The following is a 12,197-nucleotide window of genomic DNA, read 5'->3' as shown; positions in this document are numbered from 1 at the left end:
GGCAGGTGCGCCGTCAATACTAGGCGGTAGGTTCGGTGGGCGTGATCTCCCGTGGTGACCCGGCCGGCGACCTGTCCGGTCGCGCCGACATCGACCGTCTGGTGCGCGCGTTCTACGAACGCGCCCTCGCCGATCCGATCCTGGAGCCGGTGTTCGAGGTGCTCGCGATCACCGGTCTCGACGAGCATCTGATCGTCGTCGGCGACTTCTGGGAGCAGATCCTGTTCCGCACCACCCGCTACGACGGCAGCTTCCTGCCGGTGCACCGGGCCCTGCACGGGCGTCACGGGCTGTCACCGGTCCGGTTCGAGCGGTGGCTCGAGCTGTGGACCTCCACCGTCGACACCCACTTCACCGGGGTGAATGCCGAGCGGGCCAAGAGCAAGGCGGCGGCGATGGCGCGCTCGCTGGAACGGTCCCTGCGTTCTCCGTGACGCCGGCGCCGTCCGTAACATCCGTGCTCGACGTGGTGATCTTGAAGGTGTGCCCGGGATGCGGGCGGACACGACACAGAGGTGGGCGGGAATGCCGTATTTCGGGCTGATCGTGATGATCGTGTGGGTGGGCTGTCTCATCGACGTGATCTGTGCCGACGAACACCGGGTCCGGAACCTGCCCAAAACCCTGTGGCTGATCATCGTGATCATCCTGCCGATGGTCGGATCGCTGCTGTGGCTGCTCATCGGCAGGCCGGACGGTGGGGTGTGGACGCAACGCGGCTCGTCGCGATCCGCCGCCTCGGCGTTCCCCGAGTACGACCGGCCCGGTCGGCAGGCCGGGCAGCACTCCGAGTCGGACGAGGAGTTCCTGCGACGGTGCCGTGAGCGAGCCGAGCAGCAGCGTCGCGTCGCGAGGGAACAGGAGCGCCGCCGGGCCGAACAGGACGGTGGCGACACCGGCGTGTGAACCAGTGCGGCGCACCCGCGACCGGGCCGCTGTCTCAGTCCGACGCCGGCGCCTTCAGTTGCATCCAGGCGAGCACGTCGAGCACCCGCAGGGCCGGGACCGCGGCCGGCAGCCCGGCCTGTCCGCGCAGTACGACGAGGCGAGTGTGCAGCTCGTTGTCGTTGTGCCGCAACGCTTGCCGGATGGGCTCGACATGCGCCTTCTTGGTGTCGAGCACCTCACCGATGACCCGGTCGTAGACGGGATGAAGGCGGGGCCGCTTCCGGGCGATCAGTTTGGATGCGACGGTGCGACCCACGCTGGGCACCGTCCACAAGGCCGCCTCCAATCGTCCCGTGGGTGATTCCGCGGTGATGGCATCGGCCTCGTCGACGAGGTCGCGGTCGGGACCGACAGCCGTGAGCAGGCCGGCGAATTCGTCGCGGCGCTCGCGCAGGAGCACGTCGGCGCCCTCCGGTGACACCTGCACGGACAGGAAGGTGACGGCGACCAGGTCGTCGGCGGTGAACACATCGGCGTCGCGCTGCCGGGTGCCGGTGGAATCCCATTCGTCCCACAGGGCGCCGTCGCGCACCCGGCCGGTCTTGACGAGTCGCTCACGGAAATACCGCCGGAGCACCTCGCAGGCGGCGTCGTCGTCGCCGGAAGCGAGGACCTTCGGGAGTCGCAACGGCATGTCAGTCTCCGTCCGTCATCGCATCCAGGACGTGCCGCGCGAACGACCGATTGTGTGCTCGGGCGTTCGGGCTCGGCCCTTCGCCCGCCAGCCGCTCGGCGAGGGGGCCGATCGTCGTCTCGTCCAGGGGAAGCGCGAAGAACTGATCGTCGGCTCCCTCGTCGGACAGGAACCAGTCGATGACCACGGCGTCGCCGCCCGCCGCCGCCTCGTCGTCGTCGCTGCGGAACTTCAGCAGCGGGTAGCGCAGCGACAACTCGTCGAGCGACCAGCCGGTGCGGTCGACCAGTGCGGATTTCGAGGCGACCAGCACCGTGCGGTAGTCGACGGTTTCGCCGCCCTCGGTGTAGCGATCGATGTAGAGCACTTCCATGGGCCCGACACCGAGAGCGAAGAGACGCTCGTGGTCGGCGGTCCGGCCGGTCGACGGCAGACACGTCAGTGTCCAGCGGTCCCCTTCGCCGGTCGCGGGGTCGTCGAACGCCGACGCGAGATACCCGGCGACGAGATCGACGACCACGTCGAAGAACGGATCCCGGCGCAGTCGGCTGAAGGTTGTGTCGGTCGCTGCCCGCTCGGCGGCGCTCATTCGTGTCCTCGGCTTCGGATGGGGATCACCCGGAGCCTGCTCGCGACCGGGTGAAGGTTCCCTTCACCCTGTCAGACCGAATGACGGTTCCCGTCACCCGGGGGGTGGGGCGGACCAGAGGTCCGCGACGGAGACACCGACCTCCCCGAGAAGCCGGCGGACGAGGGGCAGGCCGATGCCGATCACCGACGACGGATCGCCTTCGAGCCGGTCGACGAACCAGCCGCCGAGGCTGTCGAGGGTGAAGGCTCCCGCGACCTGAAGGGGCTCGCCGCTGGCGAGGTATGCCTCGAGTTCGGCGTCGGTGGGGGTACCGAAATGGACGGTCGTGCCGCTGTGGGCGGACGCCTGGGCGACGACCTCACCGTCGCGGACCCGCAGCAGGCTGTGACCGGTGAGCAGGTCGGCGCTGCGGCCGGCCATGGACTGCCAGCGGGCGCGCGCGACCTCGACGGTGCCGGGCTTGCCCTGCAGCTTCCCGTCGATGTGCAACATCGAATCGCATCCGACGACGACGGCGTCGTGGACACCCTCGTCCCGCAGCCGCGGCAGTACGTCGGCGGCCTTGGCGCGGGCGAGTTCGGTGACCACGATCTCGGGCGCGGTGTCGGGGCCGAGCGAGGCGACGATCGCGTCCTCGTCGACCCCGGACACCCGCACGAGCGGTTCCACGCCGGCGGCGCGCAGCACGGACAGCCGTGCCGGCGACGCCGACGCGAGCACCAATCGGGTCATGTCAGCCGAGGTTCGGGTACGAGTACGGCGAGAACGGCGCCCACTGGCGATGCATCCGGGTCGGGTCGCCCCACGTCTCCGCGGGACGGCCGTCGCCTTCGGGAGCTGCGCCCGAGGAGGCCGCGGCGAGCACCGACACGAGCGCGGCGATGTCCTCGTCGCTCGGGTTGCCCTTCACGATGCGCAGCGCAGCCGCCGTCTGTGCGACCACCTCGGCGGTCACGGCGCCCGACGCTTCGTCGTCACCGGTCGCCTCGACCGCGGTGCTCTCGACGGTGGCGTCGGTTGCTTCGGTCGGATCGATGTCGGTGATGATCTTTTCCTCGGTTGTGGCGGTCACAGCGGAATGTTCCCATGCTTCTTCGGGGGAAGCGAAACCATCTTGCGCTCGAGCAGTCGCAGTGCGGACACGATCTGGCCGCGGGTGTGCGACGGCGGGATGACCGCGTCGACGTATCCGCGCTCGGCCGCGACGTACGGGTTCACCAGGGTGTCCTCGTACTCGTTCTGCAGCTCGAGGCGCAGCGCATCGACGTCTTCACCGTTCTTGGCGGCCTCGAGCAGTCGCTTGCGGTAGACGAAGCCGACAGCGCCGGAGGCGCCCATGACGGCGATCTGCGCGGTCGGCCACGCCAGGTTCACGTCGGCACCCATGTGCTTGGAACCCATGACGTCGTACGCGCCGCCGTAGGCCTTGCGGGTGATGACCGTGATCTTGCCGACGGTGGCCTCGCCGTACGCGTACAGCAGCTTGGCGCCGCGACGGATGATGCCGTTGTACTCCTGCTCGGTGCCCGGGAGGAAGCCGGGGACGTCGACCAGCGTGATGATCGGGACGTTGAACGCGTCGCAGGTCCGCACGAACCGGGCGGCCTTCTCGGAGGCGTCGATGTCGAGGCAGCCCGCGAACTGGGTGGGCTGGTTGGCGACGATGCCGACGCTGCGGCCGTCGATTCGGCCGAAACCGATGATGACGTTGGCGGCGCGCTCGGCCTGCACCTCGAGGAACTCGTCGTCGTCGAGCAGACGACGGATGATCTCGTGCATGTCGTACGGCTGGTTCGCCGAATCGGGGATGATCGTGTCGAGTTCGAGGTCCTCGTCGGTGAGCGAGTCCTCGATCGCGCCGGCGATCGGATCGGTCGGGGCCAGACGCGGCGCCGCGGCCTGATTGTTCGACGGCAGGTAGGACAGCAGGTCCTTGACGTAGTCGAGGGCGTCCTGCTCGCCGTCGGCGACGTAGTGGGCGACACCCGACTTGACCATGTGGGTGTGCGCGCCGCCGAGGTCCTCCATGGTGACGTCCTCGCCGGTGACCGTCTTGATGACGTCGGGGCCGGTGACGAACATCTGGCTGGTCTGGTCGACCATCACCACGAAGTCGGTCAGAGCGGGGGAGTACACGTGACCGCCGGCGGCGGGCCCCATGATCAGCGAGATCTGGGGGATCACACCGGAGGCCTGCACGTTGCGGTGGAAGATCTCGCCGTACAGCCCGAGCGAGACGACGCCTTCCTGGATGCGGGCGCCGGCGCCCTCGTTGATGCCGATCAGCGGGCGGCCCGTGCGCAGGGCCAGGTCCATGACCTTGACGATCTTCTCGCCGTAAACCTCACCGAGGCTGCCGCCGAAGACCGTCGCGTCCTGCGAGAACACGCACACGTCGCGACCGTCGACGGTGCCGTAGCCGGTGACGACACCGTCGCCGACCGGGCGGTTGTCGGCCAGACCGAAGTTGGTGCTGCGGTGCCGCGCGAGGGCGTCGAGTTCGACGAACGAGCCCTCGTCGAGCAGAGCGTGGATACGCTCGCGGGCGGTGAGCTTGCCCTTCGCGTGGACCTTCTCGATGGCAGCTTCACCGCTGGGCGCGTGGGCCTGGGCCTGACGATTGCGCAGGTCTGCCAGCTTGCCGGCGGTGGTGTGGATATCGGGCGTACTCGCCGCCTCGGGCGCGGACGGCTCCTGGACAGTGGTCATGGCCAGTCAGCTTAGCGAGCGTCATACTGGGAGGGCGCATCGAGTCCCAGTTGTGTTGAATTATTGAACTCAAGCTACCGGCCAGTACGTATTCGCCACATCGGTGCCGGACCCGCGGCCCCTACGCTGTGAGCATGGCCCCGGACCCGCATTCCCTCCGACCCGACCCCACCGACCTCGCCGCGGTGCGTGCTCCGCTCGACGCCGAGCACCTCCGGGACGCCCTGGTCGCGGCCACCGGGCCCGCCGCGTTCTACCAGCGGCTCGACGTGGTCGAGGAAACCGGATCGACCAACGCGGACCTGCTCGCCGTCGCAGGCGAGGGCGACGCGCCGCGCGCGCTGCTCGCCGAATTCCAGACCGGCGGACGCGGACGCCACTCCCGCCGATTCGAGGGAATCCCGCGCGCACAGGTGATCACGTCCGTGCTCGTGACCCTCCCGGGGGTCGACCTCGCCGACCTGGGCTGGCTGCCGCTGCTCGCGGGTATCGCGACCGTCGACGCCGTCCGCTCGGTCACCGGTGTGCCCGCCGAACTGAAATGGCCCAACGACGTGCTCGTCGGCGGCCGCAAGGTCGCCGGGATCCTTGTCGAGATCGCCGCGACCGCACCCGTCCCGGCTGTCGTCGTCGGTATCGGCCTCAACGTCTCCCAGGCCGAGGACGAGCTGCCGGTGCCGACCGCGACGTCGCTGCGGGTGGCCGGGGCCACCGAACTCGACCGCACCCGGCTCACGCAGGTGCTGCTGACGAACCTGGCCGAACGGATGCGCCGGTGGCGCGACCACGACTGGGACACCGCGGCGCTCGCCGACGCCTACCGCGAGCGGTGCAGCACCGTCGGGCAGCGTGTGCGGGCCGTGCTCCCGGGCGACGCCGAACTGCACGGCATCGCCGTCGACGTCGACGAACAGGGCCGCATCGTCATCCGTCCCGACGGCACCGCAGAACCGGTCGCGATCGCAGCGGGCGACATCACACACCTGCGGCCGGTGGGCTGACCGGGGAAGCACCGGTCTGTGCGATCCTCGGCGAATGGGTTACCCCGAGGACGCACTCGCCGGCGACGAAGAGCTGCTGCTGCACCGGCATCCGCACTGGAAGATGCTCATCGTCCCGGTGGGAATCCTCCTGCTGACCACCGCGGTCGCGGGCTTCCTGCTCGGTGTCGCCGGCACGCGCCTGGACGGAGCCGCGGCCGGTGTCCTGACCGTCGCGGTCCTGGTGCTGTGGGCGGTGCTCGTCGGCTGGCGTTGCGTGGCGCCGCTCGTGAAATGGCTCACGACGCACTTCATCGTCACGGACCGGCGCGTCCTGGTGCGCCAGGGCGTGTTCACCCACAGCGGCATCGACATCCCGATGAGCCGCATCAGCAACGTGCAGTTCCGGCACGGCATCGTCGACCGCATGCTGCGGACCGGCACCCTCGTCGTCGTCTCGGCCGCCGACGACCCGCTCGAGTTCGACGACATCCCGGACGTGCAGACGGTGCACACGTTGCTCTACCGGCAGGCGTTCGACGGCCGGATCGACCGGGGCGGTCACGCCCCCGGCGACCACCGCGAGGATCGCGGCGACGACACCGGCCGCAAAGCGTGGTAATTCGGACAATGCCGGGAGTCGATCCGTACGCTGGTTCCGTGACCGCTGTCCTGCTCGCCGAAGACGACGAAGCCATCGCCGCGCCCCTGTCGCGGGCCCTCGGACGCGAGGGATACGAGGTGACGGTCGCGCAGGAAGGTCCCTCCGCGCTCGAGGAGGCCCTGTCCGGCCGGTACGAGCTGCTGATCCTCGATCTGGGGCTGCCCGGCATGGACGGTCTCGAGGTGTGCCGCCAGATCCGGTCCAACCGCTCGGACCTGGCGGTGCTCATGCTCACCGCCCGCACCGACGAGGTCGACTTCGTCGTCGGGCTCGACGCGGGCGCCGACGACTACGTCGGTAAACCGTTCCGTCTCGCCGAACTGATGGCGCGCGTCCGGGCGCTGCTGCGCCGCCGTGGCGGCGGCGAGACCGACGACGTCGTCGAGGTCGCCGGGATTCGTCTCGAACGAGCCGCACGCCGCGTCCTCGTCGACGGTTCCGAGGTCACTCTCGCGAACAAGGAATACGAGCTGCTGCGGGTGCTGCTCGAACACGCCGGGCAGGTGGTCTCGCGGGACGCGATCCTGCAGGAGGTGTGGGGAGACGTGGACCTGCGCGGTTCCAAGACCCTCGACATGCACATGTCCTGGCTGCGCCGGAAGATCGGCGACGAGGGCCCCGCGGGGGAACGCCGCATCGCGACCGTCCGCGGTGTCGGTTTCCGCGTGAACACCGACTAGCCGGGAGCGCGCGTGCGTCGCCGCATCCTCATCGCGGTTCTGGCCGTCGTCGTGCTCGTCGTCCTGCTGCTCGGCATCCCGCTGGCCTACACCGCCTACCTGTTCGTCGAGGACACCGAGCGTCGCGATCTGCAGTCGCGGCTGGAGCTGATGGCCTCGGAGATCATCGCGCAGGAAGGTTCGGAGGGGGTCATCGTCGGCGGGCTCGACACGAGCTCGATGCGGCTGCTCGTGCCCGACGGCGGGCGGCTGGTGATCGTCTATCCGACCCCGGAGGACGCCGCGGCCCGGCTCGACATCGGCGCCGCGGCCGTGTCGGCGCCGATCCTGGAGTCGCTGTCGCTGGGCACGTCCGGGTCGTTGCGGCTGGAGGTGCCGTCGGCGGGCATGCGCACCCTGCAACGTCAGGTGCTGGCGGCGGTGACGACGATCGTCGTCCTGACCGTCGCGGCAGGCGCGGTCGTCGCCGTGGTCACCGCGCGGCGCCTGTCCGATCCGCTGCGGGACGTCGCGCAGCGGGCGGCCCGGCTCGCCGAGGGTGACTTCCGGCCCGATCCGCGCCGCCACCGCATCCCGGAACTCGATCGCGTGTCCGATGTGCTCGACGCCGCGACGGTGGAGATCGCCGGGCGGCTGCAACGCGAGCACATGCTCGTCGGTGACGTGTCGCATCAGCTGCGCTCGCGGTTGACCGCGGTGCGCCTGCGGCTCGACGAACTGTCGACGCACCCGGATCCGGCGGTCGTGGAGGAAGCCGAGGCGGCGATGGCGCAGGTGGATCGGCTCACCGTCGCGATCGACGACCTCGTGCGCCAGTCCCGCGACAGCGGTTCGGCGCTGCGCACCGAGGTGTCGGTGGTGGGGGAGATGTCGGGGGTCATCGCCGACTGGCGTGGACCGTTCCGAGAGGCCGGACGCGATCTGGTGTTGCGGGGTAATCCGGCCCTGCGCTCGACCGTGACGGGATCGCGGTTGCGGGAAGCCGTGGCGGTGCTGGTCGACAACGCGCTGGTCCACGGTGACGGAACCTGCACGGTCTCGGTGCGCCGGGCGGGGGACGACACGGTGTGTGTCGAGGTGACGGACGAAGGGGAGGGCGTGAGCGACGAGCTCGCCCCGCACGTCTTCGATCGCGGGTTCTCGGGGAGCGGTTCGACCGGGGTGGGGCTGGCGCTGGCCCGCGCGCTGGTCGCCGCCGACGGTGGCCGGCTCGAACTGCAGCGGCGCAGGCCGGCGCTGTTCGCGCTGTTCCTCGGTACGCCCCGCGACCGGTCGTCGGTGTCCTCGGAGGCGAGCCGTGAGCCTCGCTGACCGGCGGCGACTCAGCGTCCGAGCTGTTCCTCGGCGAGTTCGTCGAGTTCGGTGTCGACGCCCGTTTCCTCGGGGAAGACGAACCGCTTGAAGCAGTAGAAGCGGAACACCATCTGCAGCAGGTTGCCGATGATGTAGGCGCTGACGAAGTCGGCGATGTTCTCGACCGTCAGGCTCACTTCGGGTACGCGTAGCCCGAACACGTAGCTCGAAATCCACAGCGGGATGAAGCTGAGCACGACGCCGATACCGCTGACGAAGAAGAACAGGAACGCTTCGTGCGCGCGCTCGCGGCCACCACGGTTCTTGAACGACCATTCGCGGTTGAGAATGTACGAACAGATCACCGCGACGATGCCGCCGATGATCTTGGCCGTCACCGGCTTCTCTTCGAGCACCGTCAGCTTGAGGGTGTAGAAGATGCCCGAGTCGATGATGAAGGTCGTGCCGCCCACGATGGCGAACTTGATGAGCTCACTGTGCCGAAGCAGGAGTTCTCGGACAGGCTGTGGGACCCGGTTCATGGCCACGTCGACGAAAGACACTCGGGCAAGTCTACGAAACCGGATCGCGATCCTGTGCATCCGCACGAAAATTTTCAGTTTTAACACAGGAATGTGTCCGGTTCCTCACAGAGCGGGACATCGACGCGATCCGGGACGCCGGCCCGGTGCGGGCCTGTGACAACATGGACAGTCGTGACCGGTAGACCTGATTCGCCTCCCAGATCCGACACCCCCCGCGCGCTGACCGGCGGAATGCCCGTCGTGACGATGATCGGCGGTGGCCAGCTCGCTCGGATGACCCATCAGGCCGCGATCGCGCTCGGCCAGACACTGCGGGTGCTGGCGGGCAGCGCGGACGAGCCGGCCGCCCGGGTCAGCCCCGACGTGGTGCTCGGCAGCCACGACGACCTCGACGCACTGCGCAGCGCAGCGATCGGCGCACACGCGCTGACGTTCGACCACGAGGGTGTCCCGACCGAGCACCTCGAGGTGCTGCAGGCCGAGGGCGTCAACGTGCTCCCACCGCCGCAGGCTCTGATCTACGCGCAGGACAAGATCGCCATGCGCGAGCGGCTCGGTGAGCTGGGTGCCCCGATGCCGAAGTTCGCGGTCGTCCGGTCCGTCGCCGACGCGCGGGCCGCGCGCGAGAAGCTGGGCTGGCCGTACGTGCTCAAGGCCGCCCGGGGTGGATACGACGGACGGGGTGTGTGGATTCTCGACGACCCGAAGGAACTCGAGGACGTCGTCGAAGACCGGCTCGCGGCGGGGGTTCCGCTGCTGGCCGAGGAGAAGGTGTCCTGGCGGCGGGAGCTGTCCGCGATGGTCGCGCGGTCCCCGTTCGGGCAGGGCGCCACGTGGCCGGTCGTCGAGACGGTACAGCGCGACGGGCAGTGCGCCGTCGTCATCGCGCCCGCCCCCGACCTGCCCGAGGAGGTCGAGACGGCCGCCGAACAGCTCGCGCTGCGCATCGCCGGTGAACTCGGCGTCGTCGGTGTGATGGCCGTCGAGCTGTTCGAGACGCAGGACGGTGAGCTGATCGTCAACGAATTGGCGATGCGTCCGCACAACTCGGGCCACTGGGGCATGGACGGTGCCCGCACCGGACAGTTCGAGCAGCATCTGCGCGCGGTGCTGGACTATCCGCTCGGCGACACCACGCCGCTCGCGCCGGTCACGGTGATGGCGAACGTGCTGGGCGCGCCGGAGGCCCCGGCGATGAGCATGGACGAGCGTCTGCATCACCTGTTCGCGCGTATGCCCGACGTGCGGGTGCACCTGTACGGCAAGGGCGAACGCAAGGACCGCAAGATCGGGCACGTCAACGTGCTCGGCGACCCGGCCGGATCGGTCTCCGATCCGCAGTACGTGGCGGCGGTCCGCGAGCGTGCCGAACGTGCGGCGCACTGGCTCTCGCACGGCGAATGGACCGACGGTTGGAACGAACACACGGGAGAGCACGGTGAGTGACGTGGCGCAGGGCGCTCAGGTCGGCCTGATCATGGGCAGCGACTCGGATTGGCCGACGATGGAGGCCGCCGCCGAGGCGCTGGCCGAGTTCGGGATCCGTTTCGAGGTCGGTGTCGTCTCGGCGCACCGCACCCCGCAGCGCATGCTCGACTACGCGAAATCCGCGGCCGGTCGCGGCATCAAGGTGATCATCGCCGGTGCCGGCGGCGCCGCGCACCTGCCCGGCATGGTGGCCTCGGCGACGGCACTGCCCGTGATCGGCGTGCCCGTGCCGCTGAAGTACCTCGACGGCATGGATTCGCTGCTGTCCATCGTGCAGATGCCGGCGGGCGTGCCCGTCGCGACCGTGTCGATCGGTGGGGCCCGCAACGCCGGTCTGCTCGCCGCCCGCATCCTCGGTGCGGCCGATCCGGCGTTGCGTGAGCAGATGGAACGTTTCCAGGCCGGGCTCGAGCAGATGGTGCTCGAGAAGGACGACGCGCTGCGGCAGAAGCTGCTCGGCTGACGGAGCGCGGTTCGTGCAGACGACCCCGTTGATCGAGCGGTGGAACCGGTGGAGCCGGGCCCACGTCCCGGCGATCGACGGGGTCGTCGCCGCCGTACTGGCCGTGCTCGGTGTCGCCGGGGCGGCCACGGGGGACGAGGGCACCGTGGCGAAGGTGCTGGCGCTCGCGCTGACCGTGCCCCTGATGTGGCGCCGGACCCGTCCCGTGTTGTCCGGGACACTGGTCGCCGCGGCGGCGTACGTGCATCTGCTGGTTCTTCCGCAGATGACGCTGATCGCACCGTTCGCGGTGCTCGCCTCGGTCTTCGCGCTCGCCGCGTACGCGCCGCGCTGGGCCGCCAACGGTGCGCTCGTCGTGGCGGTTGCCGGCGGCGCGACGGCAGGGGTCCGCTACTTCGGACAGTACGAGGGCCGGACCCTGCTCGAGACGGTCGCGGCGGCGGCCTTCGTCGCGATCCTGCTCGCGGGCGTGTGGGCGTTCGGGCGGGTGCGGGGACTGCGGCTGCGCGAGATGGAGTCGCTGACCGAACGCAACCGGCTGCTCGAACTCGAGAGGCTCAAGGAAGCGGAACTGGCGGCCACCCAGGAACGCACCCGCATCGCCCGTGAGATGCACGACATCGTCGCGCACTCGCTCACCGCGATGATCGCGCAGGCCGACGGTGGCCGGTACGCGGCCGCCGCGAATCCGGAGGCCGCCGCAGGTGCGCTCACCACGATCGCCGAGACCGGGCGCCGCGCCCTGACCGACATGCGGTCGCTGCTGTCGGTGCTGCGTGAGGACTCGCCCCGCGAGTTCACGGCCACTCCCGGCCTCGACGACCTCGACGCGCTCGTGCACCAGATGCGGGGCAGCGGCCTGGACCTGACGTACACCGTCACCGGCCCGCCCCGCGACCTCCCGGTGGGAACGCAGTTGTCCGTCTACCGCATCGTGCAGGAATCGCTGACGAACGTGCTCAAGCACGCAGGCCCACGCGCCCACGCCGATGTCACGCTCGACTGGCAGCCCGAGCTGCTCGTCGTGCAGATCGTCGACGACGGGCGCGGCGCGGCGGCACTCGTCGAGGCCCCACCCGGTGGGCAGGGACTGACCGGAGTCGAGGAACGCGCGCGCCTGCACGGTGGCCGTGCTCTCGCGGGGCCACGCGACGGGGGTGGCTATCGTGTGCGCGCCGAACTCCCCGCCTAAGGTGACAGG

15 protein-coding genes are annotated in these 12,197 nt (G+C 69.8%); 9 read left to right on the top strand and 6 right to left on the bottom strand.

Annotation, left to right across the window (positions count from 1 at the left end):
- Positions 1–44: 44 nt before the first annotated feature.
- Together A8G15_RS00230 and A8G15_RS00225 are read left to right on the top strand one after the other, a co-directional pair.
- Positions 45–434: a group III truncated hemoglobin gene (locus tag A8G15_RS00230; protein ID WP_068154443.1), complete on the top strand. Its 390-nt coding sequence runs from the start codon at positions 45–47 to the stop codon at positions 432–434.
- Positions 435–525: 91 nt separating this feature from the next.
- On the top strand, positions 526–906 hold the full coding sequence (locus A8G15_RS00225; RefSeq protein ID WP_068154441.1) for a PLD nuclease N-terminal domain-containing protein: 381 nt from the start codon (positions 526–528) through the stop codon (positions 904–906).
- A gap of 34 nt (positions 907–940) precedes the next feature.
- On the opposite strand, the gene A8G15_RS00220 is transcribed toward A8G15_RS00225, so the two are convergent.
- The 5 genes from A8G15_RS00220 to A8G15_RS00200 all read right to left on the bottom strand — a co-directional run bounded on the left by A8G15_RS00220 (position 941) and on the right by A8G15_RS00200 (position 4,883).
- Entirely contained in the window at positions 941–1,582 is a 642-nt protein-coding gene (locus tag A8G15_RS00220; RefSeq protein ID WP_068154195.1) for a DUF6308 family protein, read from the bottom strand.
- Position 1,583: 1 nt separating this feature from the next.
- Positions 1,584–2,171, bottom strand: coding sequence for a hypothetical protein (locus A8G15_RS00215; RefSeq protein WP_068154194.1), 588 nt, complete (start codon positions 2,169–2,171; stop codon positions 1,584–1,586).
- Between the two features lie 93 nt (positions 2,172–2,264).
- Positions 2,265–2,906 (bottom strand): Maf family protein, encoded by a 642-nt coding sequence (locus tag A8G15_RS00210; RefSeq protein ID WP_068154192.1) that lies wholly within the window; start codon positions 2,904–2,906, stop codon positions 2,265–2,267.
- A 1-nt stretch (position 2,907) separates the two neighbouring features.
- Positions 2,908–3,246: an acyl-CoA carboxylase subunit epsilon gene (locus tag A8G15_RS00205; protein ID WP_068154189.1), complete on the bottom strand. Its 339-nt coding sequence runs from the start codon at positions 3,244–3,246 to the stop codon at positions 2,908–2,910.
- Positions 3,243–4,883: an acyl-CoA carboxylase subunit beta gene (locus tag A8G15_RS00200; RefSeq protein ID WP_068154187.1), complete on the bottom strand. Its 1,641-nt coding sequence runs from the start codon at positions 4,881–4,883 to the stop codon at positions 3,243–3,245. Before A8G15_RS00200 ends, A8G15_RS00205 begins: the two co-directional genes overlap by 4 nt.
- Positions 4,884–5,017: 134 nt before the next feature.
- Here A8G15_RS00200 and A8G15_RS00195 point away from each other — a divergent pair, with 134 nt between their 5' ends.
- Genes A8G15_RS00195 through A8G15_RS00180 form a run of 4 tightly spaced genes read left to right on the top strand, consistent with a single transcriptional unit; the run spans position 5,018 to position 8,518 of the window.
- Complete coding sequence (locus tag A8G15_RS00195) at positions 5,018–5,884, top strand: biotin--[acetyl-CoA-carboxylase] ligase (protein ID WP_068154185.1); 867 nt, start codon at positions 5,018–5,020, stop codon at positions 5,882–5,884.
- A 34-nt stretch (positions 5,885–5,918) separates the two neighbouring features.
- Positions 5,919–6,485: a PH domain-containing protein gene (locus A8G15_RS00190; RefSeq protein ID WP_068154183.1), complete on the top strand. Its 567-nt coding sequence runs from the start codon at positions 5,919–5,921 to the stop codon at positions 6,483–6,485.
- A 38-nt stretch (positions 6,486–6,523) separates the two neighbouring features.
- Positions 6,524–7,207 carry a response regulator transcription factor gene (locus A8G15_RS00185; protein ID WP_068154439.1) on the top strand — a complete coding sequence of 228 codons (684 nt, stop codon included), beginning with the start codon at positions 6,524–6,526 and terminating at the stop codon, positions 7,205–7,207.
- A gap of 12 nt (positions 7,208–7,219) precedes the next feature.
- Positions 7,220–8,518 carry a sensor histidine kinase gene (locus A8G15_RS00180; protein ID WP_068154182.1) on the top strand — a complete coding sequence of 433 codons (1,299 nt, stop codon included), beginning with the start codon at positions 7,220–7,222 and terminating at the stop codon, positions 8,516–8,518.
- Positions 8,519–8,529: 11 nt separating this feature from the next.
- Here the strand turns inward: A8G15_RS00180 and A8G15_RS00175 are convergent, their stop codons facing one another.
- Positions 8,530–9,042: a GtrA family protein gene (locus tag A8G15_RS00175; protein ID WP_425415050.1), complete on the bottom strand. Its 513-nt coding sequence runs from the start codon at positions 9,040–9,042 to the stop codon at positions 8,530–8,532.
- Between the two features lie 174 nt (positions 9,043–9,216).
- Between A8G15_RS00175 and A8G15_RS00170 the strand changes: the two genes are divergently transcribed.
- Genes A8G15_RS00170 through A8G15_RS00160 form a run of 3 tightly spaced genes read left to right on the top strand, consistent with a single transcriptional unit; the run spans position 9,217 to position 12,188 of the window.
- Positions 9,217–10,491 (top strand): 5-(carboxyamino)imidazole ribonucleotide synthase, encoded by a 1,275-nt coding sequence (locus A8G15_RS00170; RefSeq protein ID WP_068154437.1) that lies wholly within the window; start codon positions 9,217–9,219, stop codon positions 10,489–10,491.
- Entirely contained in the window at positions 10,484–10,996 is a 513-nt protein-coding gene (purE, locus tag A8G15_RS00165) for a 5-(carboxyamino)imidazole ribonucleotide mutase (RefSeq protein WP_082899565.1), read from the top strand. Before A8G15_RS00170 ends, purE begins: the two co-directional genes overlap by 8 nt.
- 13 nt (positions 10,997–11,009) lie before the next feature.
- Entirely contained in the window at positions 11,010–12,188 is a 1,179-nt protein-coding gene (locus tag A8G15_RS00160; RefSeq protein WP_068154178.1) for a sensor histidine kinase, read from the top strand.
- The last annotated feature ends 9 nt before the right edge of the window (positions 12,189–12,197 follow it).

Source organism: Rhodococcus phenolicus (assembly GCF_001646785.1).
GTDB classification, from domain to species: domain Bacteria; phylum Actinomycetota; class Actinomycetes; order Mycobacteriales; family Mycobacteriaceae; genus Rhodococcus; species Rhodococcus phenolicus.
The sequence above is the reverse complement of the archived record's forward strand: the minus strand, read 5'-3'. Positions and strand labels throughout refer to the sequence as shown.

What these genes read in the sequence shown, in the direction of transcription:
- A8G15_RS00175 (WP_425415050.1), bottom strand. Translation starts at nt 9,042, where the DNA reads ATGAACCGGGTCCCACAGCCTGTCCGAGAACTCCTGCTTCGGCACAGT.
- A8G15_RS00200 (WP_068154187.1), bottom strand. Translation starts at nt 4,883, where the DNA reads ATGACCACTGTCCAGGAGCCGTCCGCGCCCGAGGCGGCGAGTACGCCC.
- A8G15_RS00210 (WP_068154192.1), bottom strand. Translation starts at nt 2,906, where the DNA reads ATGACCCGATTGGTGCTCGCGTCGGCGTCGCCGGCACGGCTGTCCGTG.
- A8G15_RS00190 (WP_068154183.1), top strand. Translation starts at nt 5,919, where the DNA reads ATGGGTTACCCCGAGGACGCACTCGCCGGCGACGAAGAGCTGCTGCTG.
- A8G15_RS00215 (WP_068154194.1), bottom strand. Translation starts at nt 2,171, where the DNA reads ATGAGCGCCGCCGAGCGGGCAGCGACCGACACAACCTTCAGCCGACTG.
- A8G15_RS00195 (WP_068154185.1), top strand. Translation starts at nt 5,018, where the DNA reads ATGGCCCCGGACCCGCATTCCCTCCGACCCGACCCCACCGACCTCGCC.
- A8G15_RS00225 (WP_068154441.1), top strand. Translation starts at nt 526, where the DNA reads ATGCCGTATTTCGGGCTGATCGTGATGATCGTGTGGGTGGGCTGTCTC.
- A8G15_RS00220 (WP_068154195.1), bottom strand. Translation starts at nt 1,582, where the DNA reads ATGCCGTTGCGACTCCCGAAGGTCCTCGCTTCCGGCGACGACGACGCC.